The organism is Vibrio fluvialis, from assembly GCF_900460245.1.
GTDB lineage: Bacteria > Pseudomonadota > Gammaproteobacteria > Enterobacterales > Vibrionaceae > Vibrio > Vibrio fluvialis.
The window spans coordinates 1247765-1270159 of the sequence record NZ_UHIP01000001.1 but is presented as its reverse complement, the minus strand read 5'-3'; the positions used below and the strand labels follow the sequence as shown (position 1 = coordinate 1270159).

Annotated in this window: 16 protein-coding genes and 1 pseudogene; 6 read left to right on the top strand and 11 right to left on the bottom strand. The window is 51.4% G+C overall.

Features of this window, described 5'->3' with window-relative positions; all coding sequences use genetic code 11:
- Positions 1–8 precede the first annotated feature (8 nt).
- Positions 9–902, top strand: a complete 894-nt coding sequence (locus tag DYA43_RS06045) for a dihydrodipicolinate synthase family protein (protein WP_061056435.1) — start codon at positions 9–11, stop codon at positions 900–902.
- A gap of 73 nt (positions 903–975) precedes the next feature.
- On the opposite strand, the gene DYA43_RS06040 is transcribed toward DYA43_RS06045, so the two are convergent.
- Entirely contained in the window at positions 976–1908 is a 933-nt protein-coding gene (locus DYA43_RS06040; RefSeq protein ID WP_061056434.1) for a class I SAM-dependent methyltransferase, read from the bottom strand.
- 8 nt (positions 1909–1916) lie between these two features.
- Positions 1917–2612, bottom strand: coding sequence for a TIGR01621 family pseudouridine synthase (locus DYA43_RS06035; RefSeq protein WP_024374346.1), 696 nt, complete (start codon positions 2610–2612; stop codon positions 1917–1919).
- Between the two features lie 190 nt (positions 2613–2802).
- On the opposite strand from DYA43_RS06035, the gene DYA43_RS06030 reads away from it, so the two are divergent.
- Both DYA43_RS06030 and DYA43_RS06025 read left to right on the top strand, forming a co-directional pair.
- Entirely contained in the window at positions 2803–4095 is a 1293-nt protein-coding gene (locus tag DYA43_RS06030) for an efflux RND transporter periplasmic adaptor subunit (protein WP_024374347.1), read from the top strand.
- On the top strand, positions 4092–7175 hold the full coding sequence (locus DYA43_RS06025; protein WP_061056433.1) for an efflux RND transporter permease subunit: 3084 nt from the start codon (positions 4092–4094) through the stop codon (positions 7173–7175). Before DYA43_RS06030 ends, DYA43_RS06025 begins: the two co-directional genes overlap by 4 nt.
- A gap of 54 nt (positions 7176–7229) precedes the next feature.
- Here the strand turns inward: DYA43_RS06025 and DYA43_RS06020 are convergent, their stop codons facing one another.
- Together DYA43_RS06020 and DYA43_RS06015 are read right to left on the bottom strand one after the other, a co-directional pair.
- Positions 7230–8612, bottom strand: a complete 1383-nt coding sequence (locus DYA43_RS06020) for a class II fumarate hydratase (RefSeq protein ID WP_061056432.1) — start codon at positions 8610–8612, stop codon at positions 7230–7232.
- Between the two features lie 166 nt (positions 8613–8778).
- Complete coding sequence (locus tag DYA43_RS06015) at positions 8779–10113, bottom strand: sodium-dependent transporter (RefSeq protein WP_032079951.1); 1335 nt, start codon at positions 10111–10113, stop codon at positions 8779–8781.
- 341 nt (positions 10114–10454) lie between these two features.
- On the opposite strand from DYA43_RS06015, the gene cls reads away from it, so the two are divergent.
- Both cls and DYA43_RS06005 read left to right on the top strand, forming a co-directional pair.
- Complete coding sequence (gene cls / locus DYA43_RS06010) at positions 10455–11909, top strand: cardiolipin synthase (protein ID WP_061056431.1); 1455 nt, start codon at positions 10455–10457, stop codon at positions 11907–11909.
- Between the two features lie 82 nt (positions 11910–11991).
- Positions 11992–13197, top strand: a complete 1206-nt coding sequence (locus DYA43_RS06005; RefSeq protein ID WP_061056430.1) for a cystathionine beta-lyase — start codon at positions 11992–11994, stop codon at positions 13195–13197.
- A gap of 71 nt (positions 13198–13268) precedes the next feature.
- Here the strand turns inward: DYA43_RS06005 and DYA43_RS06000 are convergent, their stop codons facing one another.
- The 4 genes and pseudogenes from DYA43_RS06000 to DYA43_RS22915 form a co-directional block, all read right to left on the bottom strand.
- Positions 13269–14012: a DsbA family protein gene (locus DYA43_RS06000; RefSeq protein WP_061056429.1), complete on the bottom strand. Its 744-nt coding sequence runs from the start codon at positions 14010–14012 to the stop codon at positions 13269–13271.
- Positions 14013–14022: 10 nt separating this feature from the next.
- Positions 14023–14508, bottom strand: coding sequence for a protein disulfide oxidoreductase (locus tag DYA43_RS05995; RefSeq protein ID WP_075988472.1), 486 nt, complete (start codon positions 14506–14508; stop codon positions 14023–14025).
- Positions 14505–16606 (bottom strand): annotated as a pseudogene (locus DYA43_RS05990) (protein-disulfide reductase DsbD family protein). Before DYA43_RS05990 ends, DYA43_RS05995 begins: the two are co-directional and overlap by 4 nt.
- 53 nt (positions 16607–16659) lie before the next feature.
- A complete protein-coding gene (locus tag DYA43_RS22915; RefSeq protein WP_020428648.1) occupies positions 16660–17046 on the bottom strand; it encodes a hypothetical protein in 387 nt (128 codons plus the stop codon).
- A gap of 174 nt (positions 17047–17220) precedes the next feature.
- Between DYA43_RS22915 and DYA43_RS05980 the strand changes: the two genes are divergently transcribed.
- Positions 17221–17568 (top strand): carboxymuconolactone decarboxylase family protein, encoded by a 348-nt coding sequence (locus DYA43_RS05980; protein ID WP_020330290.1) that lies wholly within the window; start codon positions 17221–17223, stop codon positions 17566–17568.
- Between the two features lie 31 nt (positions 17569–17599).
- On the opposite strand, the gene DYA43_RS05975 is transcribed toward DYA43_RS05980, so the two are convergent.
- From DYA43_RS05975 to DYA43_RS05965, 3 genes are read right to left on the bottom strand one after another with little or no spacing between them, the layout of a single operon-like run.
- A complete protein-coding gene (locus tag DYA43_RS05975) occupies positions 17600–18160 on the bottom strand; it encodes a DNA-3-methyladenine glycosylase I (protein WP_020330289.1) in 561 nt (186 codons plus the stop codon).
- A gap of 60 nt (positions 18161–18220) precedes the next feature.
- Complete coding sequence (locus tag DYA43_RS05970; RefSeq protein WP_061056426.1) at positions 18221–21325, bottom strand: efflux RND transporter permease subunit; 3105 nt, start codon at positions 21323–21325, stop codon at positions 18221–18223.
- Complete coding sequence (locus DYA43_RS05965; RefSeq protein ID WP_020428654.1) at positions 21318–22394, bottom strand: efflux RND transporter periplasmic adaptor subunit; 1077 nt, start codon at positions 22392–22394, stop codon at positions 21318–21320. Before DYA43_RS05965 ends, DYA43_RS05970 begins: the two co-directional genes overlap by 8 nt.
- Between the last annotated feature and the right edge of the window lies 1 nt (position 22395).

Below are 22395 nucleotides of genomic sequence, written 5' to 3'. Positions count from 1 at the left end.
GTCACTTTATGTTCTCAGGATTGAGCGCGTTTCCGTTAACCCCGATGAATGAAGATCGCATCGATGAGGCCGCGTTTGTGGGCCTGCTTGAGCGTCTGAACGCAGCGGGCGTCGATTCGATTGGCGCCCTGGGTTCGACCGGTAGTTATGCCTATCTGACTCGTGAAGAACGCGCGCGCGTGGCCAAGATTGCTGTTGAGCATGCGGGAAACACGCCAGTCATCGTCGGTATTGGCGCGCTGAGAACCAGAGACGTACTGAACTTGGCTGACGACGCGCAAAAAGCAGGAGCCAGCGGGCTGCTGCTGGCACCGATGTCTTATCAGAAACTGAACGATGAGGAAGTGTTCCAGCATTTCAAAGCCGTCTCAGCCGCGATTTCGGTCCCCCTATGTGTTTATGACAATCCGGGAACCACTCATTTTCACTTCAGCGACGAGCTGCATGGCCGCATTGCCGAGCTGCCTAATGTCGCCTCGATTAAAATTCCCGGCGTACCCAACGACCCACAAGAAGCCAAAGCACGCGTCGAACGCCTACGCGCGCAGATTCCAAGTCATGTCTCGATTGGCGTCAGTGGCGATGCATTCGCCGCGACTGGTCTTAGTACGGGCTGCGACGTGTGGTATTCCGTGATAGCAGGACTGTTTCCTAACACCGCGCTGGAACTGACCCGAGCAGCACAATCCGGTAATCATGCACTGGCGCAGCAGTTCTCCAGCCGCTTGCAGGATTTGTGGGATATGTTTGGCCGTCACAATGGCAGCCTGCGCTGTATCGCGGCGGGTGCCGAGATTTTGAACCTGGTCGACAGCCCTTGCCTGCCTCTGCCGCTCGTGTCAGTTCAAGGTGAGGATCGTACGCGACTGGCGAGGCTGATTGAGCAGCTTGAACTTTCCTAAACAGACAAAAAAAGCCACTTTAAGTGGCTTTTTACTTACTCAATCATATCGATTAGTTGAACGAATCGAGTGGTTAACTGAAAACCAGCGCTTTCAACGCCGATTCATTGTCGATATCGGCAAATTCCGGTGGATTATCCAAACGGTATTGGAAATTCAGCGCTGGCGCTTCCACTTTCATGCCTTCAATCAGGAATTCACTCGTCACCATCGGTGAGTTAACGCACGCCAGTACTTCACCTTGTGGCGCCAACAGATCCGGCAGGCGACGCAGAATTTTGGCGTAATCTTTGGTCAGCGCAAAGCTACTCTTTTGAAATGACGGCGGGTCGATGATGATCAAATCGTATGGGCCTGCTTTCTTAATTTTGCCCCACGATTTAAAGATGTCGTGCCCCAGGAAACTCACTTGGTTGACGTTGTGCTCGTTCAGGATGTGGTTCTCACGCCCTTTCGACAGCGACGCTTTGGCCATGTCCACGTTCACCACATGATCAGCACCACCGGCAATCGCAGCCACTGAAAAACCACAAGTGTAAGCAAACAAGTTCAGCACATTTTTGTGCTCCGCGTGTTCACGCACCCAGTCGCGGCCCAGACGCATATCCAGAAACAGACCGAAGTTCTGGTTTCTGCCGATATCCAGTTGGAACTTCAAACCGTTCTCTTCCACCACAGGGCGTGCGTTGAGTTCCCCCACCAGCACTTCTGATGGTGCGCCATCGGCGTAACGGTGTTGCAGCACAATGCACTGACCGTTTTTCTCTGTCCACAACGGGGAATCCGCCAATTGCTGCAAACCGTCGATCAGTTGCGCCAAAAAGGCCTCGTCGACGTCTTTGAACACGCTGACGATCAGTTGCCCTTGCAGCCAGTCACACGTCAGGTGCTCTAAACCTTCCCAGCGTTGGCCACGACCATGAAACAGGCGACGCACTTCATTCGGCGCTTGCGCCAGTTGTACCGTCATTTCAGAAAAGAATTGAGATAAAGCAGATGCTTGCATAGCTATGTTTACTTTTTCACTGAGGGCCAGCTAAGTGACCAGGGTTCTAGCCAGGATTCAATGCCCTGACTGACAATATCGCTGTTCCATTTTTCGCCCAGCGCCCCTTGATAGCGCGGATCGCACACCCATTGGTACGTTTCCCCGGCATACGAAAAGCGCAGCGCAAACGCGTGCAAATAGCCACGGTCGGCCTGATTCCCCGCATTGTAAATCGGGTCGCCGACAATGCCGGAACCAATAGATTTCAGCGCCACACGAATCTGATGGGTTTTTCCGGTATATGGCTTACACAGAAACAGGCGCTCTCCCGGCTCGGCGGCCAAAGAAAAAAACTGCGTGACTGCCGGATTGGTTTGTGAGGCCAGAAGCTTCCACGACGCGCGACGTGAACGTTCCATATCGCCGCTAATCAGGCCCTGCTTCTTTTTCGGCTTTTTGCTACCCAACGCTAAATAGAACTTTTCGACCTGACGCTCGGCAAAGGCTTTCGACAGTTCACTGGCGGCTTGGGCATTACGCGCGAGCAGCAAAATGCCCGAGGTCATTTTGTCTAATCGGTGCACCAAATACAGCTGCGCATCACCGCTTTGCTTCGCCACCTCCTGCAACAACATAGTGTCACCATCATCTTTATGCACGGAGACATTCGGGTGCTTGTTGATCAGCAGAAAATCGGTGTGGGTTAAGAGAATATCGAACATACGACCTCGCAAAAATGGACCGCTATTATACTCAATTAATGACAAACGTCAGCCTAACTTGCCGGTTACGTGGTCGCAGGCAGGAAAGTCGCACAAAACGGAGTCGTGATGACCGATTTGGGGGGCAATTCAATAAAAATTAAACAAAACTAATTTAGTATTTCCTTATTCAAAAAGGATGATGGTGACTATGGCTCGATACACTTGGAAACAACGCTCACTGTTTGTCCCACCTTTACTCTTGGGCGGCATATTACTTTTTCTCGCGCCGACGATGAAAGCTGTCCCACCCGCTACAGATGAAGCAACCGGAGCCAAAGTGGTTAGGGTGATCACGGCAAAGCCGATGGACATAAGCCCAACAGCAGTGGGGTATGGCTTTACCCGCCCGACCAGTGAATGGGTTGCACAAACAGAGGTCGAAGGACGAGTCGTCTGGGTAGCGAAAGAGTTTGAAGCCGGGATGCTGATCGCCAAAGGCACCCCACTCATACGCCTCGATAGCAGCCAGTACCAGCTCACCATCACGAAACTGGAGGCTGAACAGGATGTTGCTCAGCTCAAAAATCAAACATTGGGCGAAACGATTAAGATCGCCGAACAGAATTATCGTCTACAACAACAGGAGTTTGCTCGCACCGAACGCCTGATGAAAACCGGTCATATTTCACAAACCGAAAAAGACCGAGCACAACGCGAACTACTGAGCAATCAGCAACAGCTTCAAGGCCTAAAAAATGAATTGGCCATCACCCAGGCAGAGCAACAAGTCCTGAATGCTGAACTGGCCATGGCACGCCGGGATCTGGCGTTAACGGAAGTCTCGGCACCTTTCGATCTGCGTGTCACCGAGAAACTGGTTGACTTCGCCGACTACGTAACCAAAGGAAAAACGCTGCTCACCGCAGATGCCACCAACGCAGTGGAAATTCAGGCTCAGTTCCCACTTGGCAAAATGCGTCCTTTACGCCGCAACACCCCCTACGCCGCAACAGACAAACAATCACACAGCGATCTCACCGCTCAGGTCGAGCTCAACATTGATGATAAGGCGATAGTCTGGCAAGGCGAGGTGCAGCGCAGCGGCGGCAAAATCGATGCGCAGTCACAAAGCCAGAGCATCATCGTTCAGGTGAACAACCCGTATCAGCAAGCCAAACCCGGTCAGCGCCCTCCCTTGGTCAGGGATACCTTTGTCAAAGTGACGCTGATTGGCCCCCCCCTGAAAGAGCAGTTGGCCGTCCCGGTTACTGCCTTGCATGATGAGACTCTCTATCTGCTAAAAGACGGGAAACTGGCAATTCAACCAGTGAACGTCGACTTCATTCACAATCAGTTGGCAGTGATCAAAAGTGGTTTGAACAGTGGTGATGTGGTGGTGGTCAGTCAACTGCAACCGGCGGTCAAAGGCATGCCTCTGAAACCTCAACCAGACAAAGCGCTAGTGCAGTGGATCAAGCAACAAGCCGGAGGTCACCTATGATCGCCTACTTTACCCGGCATAAAACGGCCGCCAATGTCTTAATGTTGGTGATCCTGCTGCTGGGGGGCTTTGCGCTGCCCCAGTTGCAAAGAGACACCTTTCCGCTGACACCAACCCGTAATATTGAAGTTCGGGTCACTTATCCCGGAGCATCGCCATCAGAAGTCGCACAGGAGTTGTGTGTTCCGCTACAGGATGCCATCGATCAGCTGATCGGCGTGGAAGAGTTTGTGTGTGACGCCAGAGAAAACGTTGCAATAGGCAACGTCCGCATCCAGTCCGGGCAGAACATTGATATCCTCACTGCGGACGTTCAACAACAAGTAAACGCGATTGATGATCTTCCCGACCGGGCAGAGCGGCCGAAAGTCACCAAACTCGATCGCGTCGCATCCGTGGTCAGCGTGGCAATCACCGGCCCAATGCCTGAGCGGGATTTGTACCGCTATGCTCAACAACTCAAGCAACGTCTGAAAGCCCACTCCGGTATCGCTCAGGTCACACTCAGTGGTTTTTCCGATCAAGAAATTGAAGTATCTGTGTCGGATGCCAAGCTCAGACAACACGGGTTGAGTATCTCCGATCTGGTGAATCGCATTGCTCAGGAAAACGTGCGTGTACCCGCCGGTATCGTGACCAGTGATCTTACTCAATGGAATATCCGTTTTGATCAGCAAGCCAATCTGGTCAGTCAGTTGCAGCAGCTAATCATCGACAGCAGCAGCCAGTTACGCTTAGGGGATATCGCCCAGATCCAGCAACTATTTGCCGTGGAAGAAGAAAAACGCCTGTTCAACGGCCAGCGGGCAGCATTCCTTCAGATATCCAAAAATCAGGAGCAGGACACTTTGCGCGTGCGAAATATCGTACAACAAGTCATTGATCACGAGCGATCACTCTTGCCACCCGGTGTCGAACTTACACTGACTCAGGATATCAGTGTTAACATTCGTGAGCGGCTGCGGTTGCTGCTGAGTAACGGCCTGCAGGGGTTACTGCTTGCGTTTGCCGTCTTGTGGGCTTTTTTCAATCTCAGATTCAGTTTCTGGGTCACCCTCGGCCTGCCGGTGTCGTTCCTGGGCGCGGTGTTTGCCATGCATACGCTGGGCTACACGATCAATATGATGACTATGGTCGGGCTGATTGTCGCCACCGGTTTGCTGATGGATGATTCGCTGATTATCGCCGAAAATATTGCGGCAAAACGGGAAGCGGGTCTGGGGCCGGTTGATGCAGCCATACAAGGCACCCGGCAGGTTTTCCCCGGGGTGATCGCATCCTACATCACCACCATTATGGTCGTCGGACCGCTGATGTTTCTAAACGGTAACCTTGGTGATGTGTTACGCTATATTCCCATCGTGCTGATCCTGACCCTCACCGTCAGCCTGCTGGAGGCCATGCTGATCCTGCCGGCCCACCTGTCGCACAGCCATTTCGCCCAGCAAGATAAACCCATTCGTCAAGTGATTACCCGCAACTTTGAGTACGTCCGTGACAGGCTCTTTGTTCCGTTAACCGAGAAAGCCATACACTCACCCTACCTGAGTTTAAGTATCCTGATCATGCTGGTGATGATCTCCACAGCAACTTTCCCTGCTGGCTGGTTAAAATTCCGCGCCATGCCAACGCTGGAAAGCGATACTTTGCAAGCACGCATCCTGTTGCCGCAGGGGAGCCTGCTGTCTCAGACCGATGCCGTGGTGACCAGAGTAACCGATGCCCTGAAAACCATCGACGCTGCGTATCAGGAAAAGTATGCTGAGCCGCTGATCATCAGCACTACGGTTATGTACAACACCAATGTTGATGCCTTTGAATCCGGCCCGCACGTAGCCACCGTGAGCGCCGACTTACTGCCCGCGCAGTTCCGGCAGGAAAGCATTAAGTCACTGATTCAGCAGTGGAAAAAAAATGTCGGACCGTTCGCCGACGTCTTGTCACTCAAATTTACCGACAAAGAGCGTGGTGTTGCCGGCAACGGCATCGACATCCGTATTCAGGGCCCCAACCCAGAAACACTCTATGCAGTGAGCCTAAACTTAGGTAAATGGCTCAAACAATTTGACGGCGTGTTTAACCTTTCCTCCGATTTACGCTATGGCCGGGAAGAAATTGTCGTTTCTCTCAAAGATCAGGCTGGGGTACTCGGTGTCACCGCCAGTACAGTGGCTCAAACACTGCGCAATGCATTTAAAGGCAACAATGAGTTGAATGTCTATCAGAACGGTGAAATTCTCGACATCCGCGTTCGTCAGCGCGATTTTCAACACCACGCGACGCTGGAAGAGATGAAGGATCTGATGATCACCGCCAGCAACGGCCGGCTGATACCGCTGGTCAGTGTGGCCAATTTTACCCAGCACCGCACATTTTCCCGCCTGAACCTGGTGAATGGCCTGCCGACTGTAACCGTACAAGGCAATATCAACACCCAAGTTGCGAATGCCTTTGACATCATGCAGCAGTTCTACAAAGTCTACGTTCCAGAGCTGAACAAGAAGTACCCGGATGTGACGTTTGTTTCCCAAGGCCAGGATAAAGAAAGCGCAGATACCGGTGCATCGCTGCTGCACTATTTTCTGATGGGCGTTATCGGCGTGTATCTGGTACTGGTATTGTTGTTTCGTAGTTTCACTCAGCCGCTGGCCGTATTGATTGCGATCCCGATGGCGTGGATTGGCGTGGTATGGGGACATTTGGCACTCAACCTAGATCTGACCATTCCAAGCCTGGTCGGCTTTGCCACACTGGCCGGGATCGTGGTCAACGATAACATCCTATTGGTCACATTCATCAAAGAGAAAGTGGCTGGCGGAGCGGATCTGAAACAGGCCTGTACGTTGGCAGTTCGCGACCGTTTCCGCGCGATAATGATTACCTCACTCACCACGTTCGCCGGCCTGCTACCGCTGCTGACTGAAACCAGCACGCAGGCACAGTTTCTGATCCCGCTAATCGCCAGCATCGCGTTTGGATTAATCAGTGCCACTTTGCTCGCCGCTGTGGTCGTCGCCTGCGTATTGCTGATCCTGAATGATATCAATCCGGCACTGTGCGGAGAAAAGTTAAACGCTTGATGTCGTGCTTTTCACCCCTGTAAAAGTCGCCGCACGGCGACTTTTTATTGCCCTTTAGCCTATCCCGCCCTTGACGAGGGTTGCAGGGTTAAGAATACGTTCCAGCTCAGCGCGGCTGAGTGCGGTGTTCTCCAGCGCAACATCAATTATCGGTCGCCCCTGTTGATAAGCCAGTTTGGCAATTTCCGCCGCTTTGAGATAGCCAATCACCGGATTGAGCGCAGTGACCAGAATCGGATTCTTGCCCAGCGCAATATTGATATGATCTTCACGTACGATGAATCCCGCGATCGCTTTGTCCGCCAATGCTCTTGCGCTGTTGGCGAGCAACTCAATGCTCTCCAGAATGTTATGCGCAATCACGGGCAACATCACGTTAAGCTGGAAATTCCCCGCCTGCCCGGCCACGGTGATGGTGGTGTCATTGCCGATGACCTGCGCGCACGCCATCGCAGCCGCTTCCGGGATCACCGGATTCACTTTCCCCGGCATGATGGAGCTGCCTGGTTGCAATGCTGGCAATTCAATGTCTCCAATACCCGCCAGCGGGCCAGAGTTCATCCAGCGCAGATCGTTGGCGATTTTCATCATCGCCACCGCCGTGGTTTTCAATTGGCCAGACAACGCCACAATCGCATCCTGACTGCTGAGGTTAAAAAAGAAGTTCTCACTTGGCACAAACGATAAACGCGTGGCCTGAGATAAATTGTCTGCAAACGCTGCGGCGAAACGCGGATCAGCATTGATGCCAGTCCCCACCGCCGTACCGCCCTGTGCGAGCGCTTTCACCGCTTTCATTGCGTAAACAATACTGTTTCTCGCGTGGTCAATCTGCGCCTGCCATCCCCCCAATTCTTGCTCAAAGGTAATCGGCATCGCATCCATCAAGTGCGTGCGCCCGGTTTTCACCACGTTCGCTAAACTCTGTTTTTTTGCGGCCAGTTGCGTGCTGAGATGTTCCAGCGCGGGCAATAAGCGCTGCTCCACTTCCAGAGTGCAGCTCACCTGAATGGCGGTGGGCACCACATCGTTGCTGCTTTGCCCCATATTGACGTGATCATTTGGACTTACCGTGCTGTGCAAATGCTGGGAAGCCAATGTCGCAATCACTTCGTTAGCGTTCATATTGGAACTGGTGCCAGAACCAGTCTGGAATACATCGATGGGAAACTGGTCTAGATGCTGCCCATCAATGATGCTTTGTGCGGCCTCATCGATCGCCGATGCGATATCCCCTTCGAGTAAACCCAACTGGGCATTGGTCACCGCCGCGGCTTGCTTAATGTACGCCAGTGCCTGAACAAATGACTGCGGCATGCTGTAACGGCTGATGGCGAAATTATCCACCGCCCGCTGCGTTTGCGCCTGATACAAGGCATCTTTAGGAACCAGCACCTCGCCCATGCTGTCTTTTTCGGTCCGAAATTCTCGTGTCATGTCAGATTCCTTAACTTCTCGTGAAGGCGATTTATCGCATTTAATGATAATAGCTATCATTTAAATAAAATAAGAGCAAGCACTTAGAATCTGTATCCATTCGGTTTGTAAAGCAAAAAAGCCACTGAGTTTCCCCAAGTGGCTTTTCATTGAAATCTCGTCGTGTTTACGCGAAGAACACCAGGAGCATCAGCACCGGACATACCAGGCGCACGTACACTGGCCAGATTTTCCAGAACCAGCTGTTTTCGATTTCCGGACAGCCTTGTTTCAGCTCATTCAGAATCTGGTTGCGGTTCCAAATCCAACCAACGATCAGAGTAATCAGCAGTGCAATGATCGGTTGCGAGTAAACGGTTGTGAACTGAATCACCAGGCCAAACAGGCTTGAGAAGTTCATCACGATAACAGCGGATACAATCGTAACCAGGCCACCGATCCACAACACGGCTGTCGTGCGACTCTGTTTTAGCTCTTCTGTTGCACACGCAACAGGCACTTCAAGCATTGAGATGGACGACGTCAGCGCCGCAATAATCATCAGCAGGAAGAACACCAGGCCAATCACCGCCCCCATGGCACCCATGGTATCAAACATCGCCGGCAATACCGTAAACACCAGCGTGTCAGAGTTCAGCAGTTCACCGCTGTCAGAGAAGATCTGAACGCCATTGTGTTTAGCAACAAACATAGCTGGCAGAATCATCAGACCTGCGATGAACGCAACACCCGTGTCGATCAGTGCGACCTGAGCGGCAGTTTTAGGCAGGTTGGTATCTTTCTTCAGGTAAGAACCGTACGTCGTCATTACGCACACACCCAGAGACAGAGAGAAGAACGCTTGCCCCATTGCACTGACGATAAGTTTTGGTGTCAGGTGAGAAATATCCGGGATCAGATACATCTTCAGGCCTTCCCATGCACCTTCTTGAGTGAAGATGTACACCGTCAGCAGGCCAAACAGCACGAACAGTAACGGCATCAAACGGGTTGACCACTTCTCGATGCCGTTCGCTACGCCATTGCGCACCACGAACATTGTCAGTGCCATGAAAGCAATCATCAGCACGAGATTACGTTCAGTACCGAATGTTGTCAGCCAGTGGCCTGCACTATTTAAGCCAAGCAGATCCAGACCGCTACTAAAGAAGGAGCCGACCAACCAGCCAGCAACAATCGCGTAGAAGCTCAGGATCAGTGACACCACGATCATACCGACCACGCCAAGCAGAATCGCACCCGCTTTACCTTTTGGCCATGCAGCGTGGAATGAGCGGATTGGGTTTGACTGCCCATAACGGCCGATCGTCAGTTCCGCCACCAGCATTGGAAATGCCAGCAGGAACACCATCAGCAGATAAACGATCAAAAAGACTGCACCACCGTTACTAGCAGCCTGAGTTGGGAAACCCCAAACGTTACCAAGACCTACAGCGGAACCCGCTGCTGCCATAATAAAGCCAAATCGGGACGTGAATTGACTTCGTGAACTACTCGCCATGTTACTTATACCAATATGTTGTGTTTACCTGAATGGCGTCCAAAAGTGAGTGTAAATTAATTTGTACACACATTAAAAATTAGAGTGACACCAAGAGTGTGGCAAGTAGACCAGTTTGAGAATAAAATTGGAAGCCCGAACAGTCCATTTTGCGGCTATAAATCTATTTTTGTAGATTATCTGATGCTTTTTTAAGCTTACCATCACCATAAACCCCCACATTTACACTTAATTAACAACTATTCTGCGGTTTTTGTTTCATATTATTTTCCGCCGTTCCCTTTCTTCCCTTATGCTTTCGATTTACTATCCCAAAAGATGTTTTCTACTGTAGTTGGCGCATGGATAAGGTTTATCACTTCTTAACGCTCGCGAGCATCGCGATCTATTGGTTCTTGGTAGCAGGTGTGACACTTCGCGTCGTATTGAAGCGACGTGCAGTCAGTGTTTCTCTCGCCTGGCTGATGGTTATCTATATTCTTCCCATTGTTGGCGTCATTTGTTACTTCCTGTTTGGCGAGCTCAACTTAGGTCGCAAACGCGCCGAACGTGCCAAAGAGATGTTTAAACCCTTCGGGACTTGGTTCCGTTCACTCAATGATTGCCAGGCACACATGCCAGAAGGTATGGGCGCGCACATCTACAAAATTGACGAACTGTGCAACCATCGCATGGGCATTCCCGCATTAAGCGGCAATACCCTGTCGCTGCAAAACTCACCGAATGAAATCCTGCACTCGATCATCGAAGACATCGAACAGGCGCAGGAAAGCATTCGCATGGTGTTCTACATCTGGCATCCGGGTGGACTGGCCGATTCCGTCGCGTCCTCACTAATTCAGGCGGCAAAGCGTGGCGTTGATGTGAAGCTGCTGCTCGATTCAGCGGGCAGCCCGAGATTCTTTCGCAGCCACTGGCTGAAGATGATGCAAGATGCAGGCATTCATGTGGTTCAGGCACTGGAAGTGAGTCCGTGGCGTATTTTCCTACGTCGCCTCGATCTGCGTCAGCATCGAAAGATTATCGTGATTGATGATGCGATTGCGTATACCGGTTCGATGAACATGGTCGATCCCGCCTACTTCAAGCAAGATTCCGGGGTCGGTCAGTGGATTGATATTATGGTGCGTATTACCGGTCCGTCGGTCAACGTGCTGTCGGCAATTCATTGCTGGGACTGGGAGTTTGAAACCGGAGAGCGTCAGATGCCGACCGTGCCGGAATGCCGTTTGGATGCAAACGCGCCGCAGCATCCGATTCAGGTGGTCCCATCTGGCCCTGGCATGCCGGAAAACTTAATCTCACAGGTACTGACGCTGGCTATCAACCAAGCCAATGAGTCGGTTCGCATAACCACGCCGTATTTTGTGCCAAGTGCCGATCTGCTGGCGACGCTTAAAATGACCGCGCAACGGGGTATCAACGTTGAGCTGATCATCCCGCAGAAGAACGATTCTTTTATGGTGCAATGGGCATCTAGGGCGTTCTATGGTGAACTGCTTGAGGCGGGAGTGAAGATTCACGAATTTTATGGCGGCCTTTTGCATACTAAATCGGTCGTGATTGACCGTCAGTTCTGTCTGGTGGGTACCGTCAACCTCGACATGCGCAGCCTGTGGCTCAACTTCGAAGTGACGCTCGCGGTTGACGATCAGGAGTTCACCCAACAGCTTTACTGGCAGCAACAGAACTACATTGAACAGTCACGCTCTGTTGATTATGACATCTGGGAAATGCGCTCGCTCGGTCATCGTTTTATGGAACGCTTGTTCTACCTTTTCAATCCGCTTCTGTAATCTTTTTGTGACCATGGGGTTGCATTTAAATGCAGCTCCATGTTTTAAATAGGGCATTCGTATTTCCAGACAAGGATCGCAAATGTCAGAAGGCAAAAAGACCAAACTCATTACCGCCGGCCGCAACAAAAAATGGACGAACGGCGTGGTCAACCCGCCCGTGCAACGGGCTTCAACCGTCGTATTTGATACGGTAGCGCAAAAAAATCACGCTGCTGTTAACCGCGCAAACAAGACGCTGTTCTACGGACGTCGCGGCACAACGACTCACTTTGCCTTTCAGGAAGCCATGGTTGAGATTGAAGGCGGTGCTGGTTGCGCGCTCTACCCATGTGGTACCGCTGCCATCAGTAACGCGATTCTTTCATTCGTTAAATCAGGCGATCACCTGTTAATGGTCGATACCTGTTATGAACCTACCCGCGACTTCTGTGACAAAATTCTGAAGAAATTTGGCGTCGAGACGACGTATTACGACCCGATGATCGGTGAAGATATCCGCTCGTTAATCAAACCCAATACCAAGATACTGTTTACCGAATCTCCCGGCTCGATCACAATGGAAGTGCAGGATGTGCCGACGCTGGCACGCATCGCCCATGAACACGACATCATTGTGATGCTGGATAACACCTGGGGTGCGGGGGTGAACTTCTCTCCATTTGAGCACGGTGTGGATATTTCGATTCAGGCCGCGACCAAATATATCGTCGGCCACTCTGATGTCATGCTGGGTACTGCTGTCGCCAGTGAGAAGTACTGGGATCAACTGCGTGAGCAAAGCTATCTGATGGGTCAGTGTGTGTCGCCGGATGATGCTTATCTGGGTCTGCGTGGTATTCGTACACTCGACGTGCGCCTGCGTCAGCACGCTGAAAACAGCCTCAAAGTGGCCCAGTGGCTGGCAACACGTCCTGAAGTGGATCATGTTCGCCACCCTGCTCTGCCAACCTGCCCGGGCCACGAAATCTTCAAACGTGATTTCACCGGCGGTAACGGCCTGTTCTCATTCGTGTTAAAAAGCAGCTATCCGAAAGCAACCACGGCACTGCTCGATGGCATGCAGCATTTCAGTATGGGTTACTCTTGGGGAGGGTTTGAAAGCCTGATCCTAGCCAATGAACCAAAGAGTTTTAACAGCCTGCGTACCATCGCTAATCCAAATTTTGAAGGTACACTGATTCGCCTCCACATTGGTCTTGAAGACGTCAACGACCTGATTGCCGATCTGGAAGCAGGCCTTGCGCGCTACAACGCGGTCATTCTGGAACACGAAGCAACGGCGTAATACGGCGCTGAAACATTGCTTTAGCATACGAAAAAGCCCTGAATAATCAGGGCTTCTTTATTACTTCTCAGCTAGGAACCCAATTTGGCTTTGATCAGCTCTTCGAGCTGTTCGAGTGGCAGATAACCGGGAATGACATCATCACCAATCAGCATCGCGGGTGTTCCACGCATCCCCAATTCACTAAACAGCAGATAGTTTTTCTCTATCTGTGCCGCGCTTTTCGGCTGGGCGTTCACCGCATTTAAGGTGTTCGTTTTCTTCGCTACCTGCACCAGAGACATCGGATTATGCGCCCCCGGTTTGGCAACCAACAGTGACTCGACTTGGGTAAATTTATCCGGTGCAGAATGCCACACATTGAGGGCAAAACTGGCCGAGTTACTCTCCGCAGCTAACTCTTTGAGTGGAACCAAAACAGAAACCACTTTGATTTGTGGATACTTCTCACTCAGTTGGCGCAGTACCGGATCCAATTTCTTACACCACGGACAGCTGTAGTCAGTGAAAAATACGATCGTCAGTGCAGGTTTATCGGCCCCAAAACTCGGATGATCAGGGTTGAAATACAAATATTGTTGGTTCTCACTCAGAACACGGTCAAAACGCGTCTGCTGCTGCTCATAGCGCAGCAAAGTGGCATAGAGATTCTCAATCAACTGCGGGTTGTTCTTCAGCATCGTATTGATTTCATCGAGCTGTTGGACCTGCCCGGCATTCAGTTGTGCTTGTGCACTCCCCGCCACGATAAGTAGTACCAGGATAAACCTGTGTACAGTGCGTTTGATACGTTGTGGTACATTCTTCATAGTCATCGAAATTTCCTTATGCCAGCCACAGGCGGGCCAGCAGTCCCCACGGCGTAGTAAAGCCACTGGTCACTGATTGAATTTGCCCGTTGCGGACAATCATGAAAGTCGGGGTGTAGCGAATCTGCCAATCTCGCCCCAGTTGATTACGTTCGTCGTTCACGGTACGAAACGTGATGTCGTGTGCTGTCATATAGCGCTGCACTCGATCATTGTTGCCAGAAGTGAGCGCGATGCTAAGCACGGTATGGTCGCCACTCACCCATTCAACGATCGGTGTCGTCACCCGGCAGACGCCGCACCAAGTGGCCCAGACATACACCAGAACGGGCTTATCCTGACTCATCTCAACCAAATCGACCGTCTGCCCCTGCAGGTCATACAGCGTCGGTGTAAAAACTTGGCTCTTCAGCGCTTCGGGTTGGCGCCACCAATCAAGAGCGGTAGCAATTACAAGCATCATCAATGCGAATACCACACCTTCTTTCAACCCTCTTGTCATCCTTGCTCTCCCCTTGCCTGTTGTATGGCTTCCATGACCGCGCGATCGCTTAAAATTACCGGTAATGCAATGCCATCAGGCGCTCCCGGTCCGTAAACGATATTAAACGGAACACCAAATCGACCATTCTGTTGCAGATATTGCGTCACACTGGCATTAGGTAGGCTCCAGTCTCCTCGTACACGTACCACATCGTCATCCTGCAACGCTTGATAGACGGGTGGCTGTAGCAACACACCAATTTTGTTGGCTTTACAGGTAATGCACCACTCAGCAGTGACATCGACAAACACCACTTTTCCCTGCGCAGCGCTCTCATCGATGATTGTTGCGTTCAGTGGCTGCCAGCTCAGCTCCTGCGGCAACGGTGTCGACCATTTCTCCGCCGTCAGACTACCCACAACTAACACAGCCGAAAGCCCCAAGAGACTGACACAGGCCACTATCCCTATCTGACGTCCTCCATAAACACGGGCGCCACGCCACAACAGCAGGAGTGCTGCCATCAGCAGATAAGCGAAAATACCCCACGTCGGCCAGTGCGCGGTCAACAATGTTGCGAGCCAAACCGTGGTTGCCAACATCATTGCACCAAACAACAACTTAGTCCGATTCATCCATTGCCCGGGAGCCGGCAGTTTGGTCGCTAAACTCGGAAACAGAGCGATGATTAGCCAAGGCAGCGCAAATCCGACACCCAACCCGCTGAAAATCACCCACAACGTAACGTTATCGGCGGCCAGTGCAAAGGCCACTGCGGTACCAAGAAACGGGGCCGAACATGGGGTGGCCAGCAGAGTGGCAAACAGCCCTTGTACATAATGCCCGACGTAACCATTACCGCCGCGCGCAGCTAACCAAGTATTGAGAGTTGAGGGCAAACGCAACTCAAACAGCCCGAGCATGTTGGCGCCAAAAAGCGTCGTTACCAACACCATTAGCGCTAGAAATCCGTCGCTTTGAAACTGAATGCCCCATCCCACCGCTTCGCCACTCGCTTTGAGGATCATCAACCCCAGCGCGATCATCCAAAACGCACTGATAATCCCAGCGCTCGATGCGAGAAACTGCGCTCGGACTTTGCGCCGCTCTCGATGTGGTGTGTTCACGATTGAGGCGAGCTTCATCCCCAGCACAGGCAACACGCACGGCATCAGATTCAGTATCAATCCGCCAATAAGCGCCATCAGCAACATCGTCACCAACGGCCACTGGGCTTGGGGCGAAATGGTACCGTCGGTAACGTTCAGCGAAATTTCACTCAGATAGTTCTGATCGGAGATAGTGACGTCTACACGTTCTCCACTCAGATCGGCTTGCCCCAACCAATGAGTGACGTCATAAGTCACACGCAGCATTTGACCATCGACCTGAGTTTTAGGGTGAATAAAACTGCTGTCGGCGACGGCCGCGGATTGTCCGTCCACCAGAACCACGGGCAATGACCATCCTGTAGAACGGTTTAACGTCAGCTCAAGTTGCTGCGCCGAACTATCCCACACCGCAGACACGTCCGTCATCGACGCATCCGCTTGCGGCACTCGACTCATGGCTTCGGCAAAGCGACGCATTGCGTCAGGCTCAGGAGAAAGCTCCGTTGGGGTAAACGCCAACATAAACGGATAGTCGTTAATGACACACACAGTTGAACAACTCGACAGGCTGAGATTGGCGTTCAGTTCAACGGGAGCCGTTAGGTCATGTACGCGCAAGGTTATCGGAAAGATGGTATCCCCGCGGTAACCCAGCGTTTCGATTCCCAGAACAGAGAAACGTTGCGGAAATGGCCAATGCCAATCGACAGTGTCCAGATTTGTCGAACCTTGCCAGTTGATCTCCGGTGCTCCCCCCCTTCTCCGGGAGAGCGCCAATAGGTTTTCCATGGCTGTTCAAGTTTGACGTCTAAATAGCCGGCAAGTTGCTGAGTGTCAGAGTCTATTTGTCCCGTCAGCACAAAACGCACAGACACGGGAGGATGGTTCGGATCAGTCATCCAAGAGGTTGAGATTGGCTGGGCTGCTGTGGTGAATGAGAGCATCGCCAAAAGCGCCCATGGCCTGAATAGCCATTGAGCCAATGGTTGTAATAATCGGTACATATTTTTCCTTTCAATAAGTTAAAAACGGTCACAAACGGATGTGAACGTTCAACTCATTCTCGGAAAACGCACAATTGCAAATGAGGGCGCCGTTTCGGCACCTTGGGATCTCTGAATCTGGGGATCAATGACCAAGACAATGGCTTTGCTGCGAGTACGAGCAGAACCAGCGTGATCAGGGGGATAAACAGGTCAATCAGGTGATTGAGATGATGTTGCAGCAACTTACCGGAGAGATGGCAGGCAGAACTGGTTTGCTTGAGTTGTTCGGTATCGGTTGGCGCAGGCTGGGCAGCCTGCCACTCAACAGAGTGTTCGCTTACTTGGGCATAAGGACAGGCAAAAGTCAGCCCCATATTTTTCGTCGCACACAGCACCACGACCCAGACGATCAACATCAGGGCAAACGGCGCAAGTTGTCGGCGACGTAAACAATGCAACAGAACGAACCTCATGAGTAGCGTTTAATGAAACGGATAGGTTTGCTGAAAACAAGCCATGTTCATAGTGCGCAACAGCTTAACCGTCTAAAAAATAAAAGGAAACAATTCGGCTTGATATTTTAATTTGAATCATTATATTAGCAATAACTACTTTAGTTTATGGTTGATAACATGAAATCCTACAGCGACATTCTCAAAGATCAGAACACTCTTGGCCGCAGCTTTAAACAACAAAGCCCGGATACCCTCTCCGCCTTCATGCAGCTGCATAAAGCCGCGATGTCTCCGGGCGAACTGGATGTAAAAACCAAAGAGATGATTGCGTTGGCAATTGGCATTGCTGCTCGCTGCGATGGTTGTATCGCCGCTCACGTCGCCGCTTCACTCAAAGCTGGCGCCACCAAAGCTCAATTGGTTGAAGTCATCAACGTCGCCGTTCTGATGGGGGGCGGCCCTTCTTTTACCTATGGCACACTTGCATTAGGCGCCATTGAAGAGATTGAAGCGCAAAACCGCTAACCACATAAGAGAATGAGGGAGCAAAACTCCCTCATTTTTTTGGACATCCTTGCAGATGGTCGTTCACCAGCCCCATCGCCTGCATGAATGAATAACAGATAGTTTCACCCACAAACTTAAAGCCGCGCTTTTTCAAAAACTTGCTCATTGCTTTGGATTCTTCTGTCGACACCGGTACCTGGCTCATTTCTGCCCAGTGATTAACTTGGGGTTTACCATCAACAAACTGCCACAACGCGGCATCCAAAGAACCAAACTCCTCTTGCAGTGCTAACGTTGCCCGAGCGTTAGAAAACACCGATGCAATTTTGCCGCGATGTTTAACCACATCATAACCAGCGATGATAGCTTCCACTCGCGCTTCGTCGTACTGCGCCAGTTTGGCAATATCATAATCTTCAAACGCCTGACGGTAGCCTTCGCGCTTACGCAAAATGGTAATCCAACTGAGCCCGGCTTGCGCCCCTTCCAAAGTGAGAAATTCAAACAGCGTTTTATCATCGTGCACTGGCTTGCCCCATTCTGCATCGTGATATTCACGTTCGAGTGGATGGTTCATCGCCCACGCGCAGGTAGTATCTTGTGTTGTCATTGTTATCCTTCTGCCACTGACAAAAACGGCTTCCGAAGAGGCCGTTTGGATTACCTTTCATCAAGCAGGTACTTTGACATGGTGGAACAATCTGTACAACACCGGAACCACGATCAGTGTCAATACGGTCGCAAAACCAAGACCAAACATGATGGTGACGGCCATCGGGCGGAAGAAGATATCCGGCAACAACGGAATCATACCCAGAATCGTAGTGATGGCCGCCATGCATACCGGACGCACACGACTGAGCGACGCATCAACCACCGCCAGATACGGGTCTTTGCCCGAGTGCATTTCAATCTCGATCTGATCCAGCAGCACGATGCCGTTTTTCAGCAGCATTCCTGACAAGCTGAGAAAGCCCAGCAGTGCCATAAAGCCAAACGGCGTATTGAGGGCCAGCAACCCTGTGGTTACCCCGATCACCGCCAGCGGTACCGTCAGCCACACAATCAGCGGCTCTTTGACAGAATTGAACAGGAAAACGGTGATTAAGAACATGAACAGATAACCCATCGGCATGGTCTGAAACAGCGATTCCTGTGCATCGTGAGACGATTCATATTCCCCGCCCCATTCCAGCGAATAGCCCGGTGGCAGTGCAATCGCCTCAATCTGTGGTTGCAGACGTTTTTGCAAAGTAGCGGCGGTCTCTTCACCCAGCAGATCCGGATCCGCCATCACGGTCAAAATGCGCTTACGATTTTTACGTACCACCAGCGGATCTTCCCACAACATTTCATAGCCCAAGGTGACTTGTTGCAGCGGAATGTACTCACTCAGCGCCGGGCTCCAGATCTTCATCCCTTCGATATTACGAATATCGATACGCTCGGCTTCCGGCAGGCGCGCGACAATCGGCATAAGCGTCGTACCATCGCGATAAACACCAATGGTTTTGCCCGAAAACGACATCGCCAGAAACTCATCCACATCCGATTTGGTAATGCCGTAACGTCTGGCCTGACTTTCGTTAAACTGCGGCTCCAGCACTTTGGTGCGTTCACGCCAGTCGTGACGAACGTTGTACGCACCAGGATCGGCGTACATGATGTCCATGACTTGCGCCGCGATACCTCGTAGCACCGTCGGATCAGAGCCGACCAAACGCGCTTCAATCTTAGCGCCACCGCCAGGGCCCAATTCAATCTGTTTCAGCTTGTAGTTAATTTCTGGATAACTGGCATCCAGATGCTCGCGAAAACGCTCCATCAACGGCGCTAAACTGTCGTAGCTTTTCGCCCGCGTGGTGATCTCACCGTAGGCGGCATAACTTTTTTCCGGAGAATAAGTCAGCATGAAACGCTGCAACCCTTTACCGGCAGTTGTGGTAACCGTGTCCGCTTCCTCCTGTTTCGCCAGCCAATGCTCCAATTCCTGTAACTTATCGTTGGTCGCGCGAATGTCCGTCCCTTCCGGCATCCACACATCCACCATAAACATAGGTGTGGTTGATGACGGGAAAAACGCCTGTTTTACCTTGGTAAAGCCGTAGAGACTCACCACCAGACCAATCACCAGCACAATCATGGTCATCCAGGCGCGTTTCATACAAAACTCAAGAAATGATTTGTAGACGACAAACAGCATACCTTTATAGGGATCCGTTTCTTCGCCGCTATCACTTTGCGCGACTTTCTGACCACGGAAAAAAATGTCAGCAAAGAATGGGGTCAGTGAGATCGCAGTAAACCAGCTGAGCATGAGTGAGATAAGCAGTACAGTAAACAGCGTGCCACAATACTCACCGGTCGAATCTTGTGACAAACCAATCGGAGCAAAGGCGGTAACGGCAATCACCGTCGCACCAAGCAGCGGCCACTTGGTCTGCGTTACAATGTCGGTGGCAGCCTGCAATCGCGTTCGGCCTTTTTGGGTGCCAATCAATATGCCTTCCACCACCACTATCGCATTGTCCACCAGCATCCCGAGAGCAATAACCAACGCCCCCAACGAGATTCGTTGCAGGTCGATTTTGAAATACTGCATAAAGATAAAGGTACCCAGCACCGTCAGCAGCAATATCAAGCCGATCAGGAGTCCGGAACGCAGTCCCATAAAGAACAACAGCACAATGATAACGATAGCCACCGCCTGACCAAGGCTGACCACAAACCCGCTGACGGATTTATCTACTTCTTGCGGCTGGCTGTAGATGGCAGAAATATCAATGCCGACGGGTTGCTGATACTTGAGTTCCGCCAAGCGGCGATCAAAGCGCTCCCCCACTTCAACAACGTTGACCCCCTGGGCAAACGACACCCCGACGTTGAGCGCCAGTTTGCCGTTGAAGTTGATGATATTGCTCGGCACTTCCACATAACCGCGTTTCACTTCGGCGACATCACGCAGGTAAATCAGCCCCTTCGAACCACCTTCATTGAGGATCAGATCGCCCAGTTTATCCACATCGTCAAACTCGCCTGTCGGATGAATACGAATGTACTCGCTGCCGATGCGGATTGCCCCGGCATCCGACACTACATTTTGCGTCGACAGCAGATTGAATACCGTCTGCGGTGAAATCCCCAGCGCGCTGATGCGTTTCATGGAAATTTCAATGAATACCTGTTGTTGCTGCTGCCCGGAGACCGAGACTTTGCTGACACCATCAATCAGTTCCAGCTCTCGGCGCAGATAATCGACGTAATCCAGCAGCTCCTTATAGCTGTATCCATCCCCAGTCACGGCGAGCAAGATGCCGTACACATCGCCAAAATCATCAATGACCTGAGGCATATTTACGCCGGGGGGAAACGAGCCATTCAGATCGTTGACCTTGCGGCGCAGTTCGTCCCAGATTTGAGGCAGGTCGTCCGGGCCATATTTGTTTTTCATCGTCACGGTGATTTGTGACAGGCCACGGCTGGATATCGAGTTCACCTCATCAACATACGTTAATTGTTGAATCGCTTTTTCCAGCGGATAGGTTACCTCTTCTTCGACCTGCTGCGGTGTTGCCCCCGGATAGGACGTCACCACCATCGCATCTTTGATGGTGAATGCCGGGTCTTCGAGTCTGCCAAGATTGAAGAATGCAGCGGTGCCGCCAATCAGAAAAATCAGCGACACCATCCAACTGATCACCCGATTTCTGATGAAGTAAGCGGCCACGCCTTGAATTTCATCATCGGTTTGCGGCTTGCTATTTTGCTCACTCATGGGCCATCTCCTTCACCACACTCACAGTCATTCCGTCACGCAATCGGGAAAGCCCCGCCACCACTACCGAATCCTCAGCCGTAATCCCTTCAACAATTTGTACCTGAGTTTTAGAAGCGTTACCCAGGCGTACTAAATGCTTCGACACGCTGTTGTCTGCATTCAGAACCCAGACAAATTTTTGCGTGCGATTCAGCTCATCTCCGTCGCCATTAAAAACGGCTTCCACCGGAACCACTGCGGTGCCGGTCGGATTTAAATGTTCAACCCCTTGTTTTGCCGTGACTTCTACCGCCATTCCATCCAGAATCAATTCATTTTCTGGCATCGGCAGTGTCAACGTGACAGTGAACGTGCCCGTTGAAGGATCCGGCTCGGTAGTAAACTCTTTGACCTGAGCTTCATATTCATTACCGCTTGGCACTCTGACCAGCGCCCGAATCTTTGACAGTTCTTTGGTAGTCGGTTGAGTCGCATGGTAACGATCAGGCAGTTGAATCAGCACTTCGATATTGTCGAGGCTGTGGATATTGACCACTTGCTGCCCCACCTGAACGTTTTCAAACTGATCGACATTAACGCGAGAAATGATCCCTTCTACTGGTGCTTTGAGTTGAGTAAACGACAAACGCAGTTTGGCCAGTTCGAGCTCTGCCATCGCGATTTGGCGCTGAGCCGCAATTTCATCAAACTGCGACTTGGCTAGTAAGCCTTTCTCCACCAACGGACTGGAGCGGCGATACTGACTGTCAATCACCGAATAGCGCGCTTGGGCATTATCCACATTTAGCTGGTAATCGGTCGGGTCCAACTCGGCAATCACATCGCCCGCCTTCACTCGATCCCCTTCCTTCACATTGATTTTACGAATTTCGCCATTCACCCGAAAACTAAGATGCGAACGCTCTGCCGCATTCGCCACCGCAGGGAAATAAAGGCTGTCCTTGCTGCTATTTCCGAGATTGGTGACTTTGACTTTGGGAGTCATGTCGCGCGGCGAAGAGTCAGGATGCCCACAGCCAGCGAGTAACACCAGCGAAGTCATAAGATAGGTTTGCCACTGTTTCATG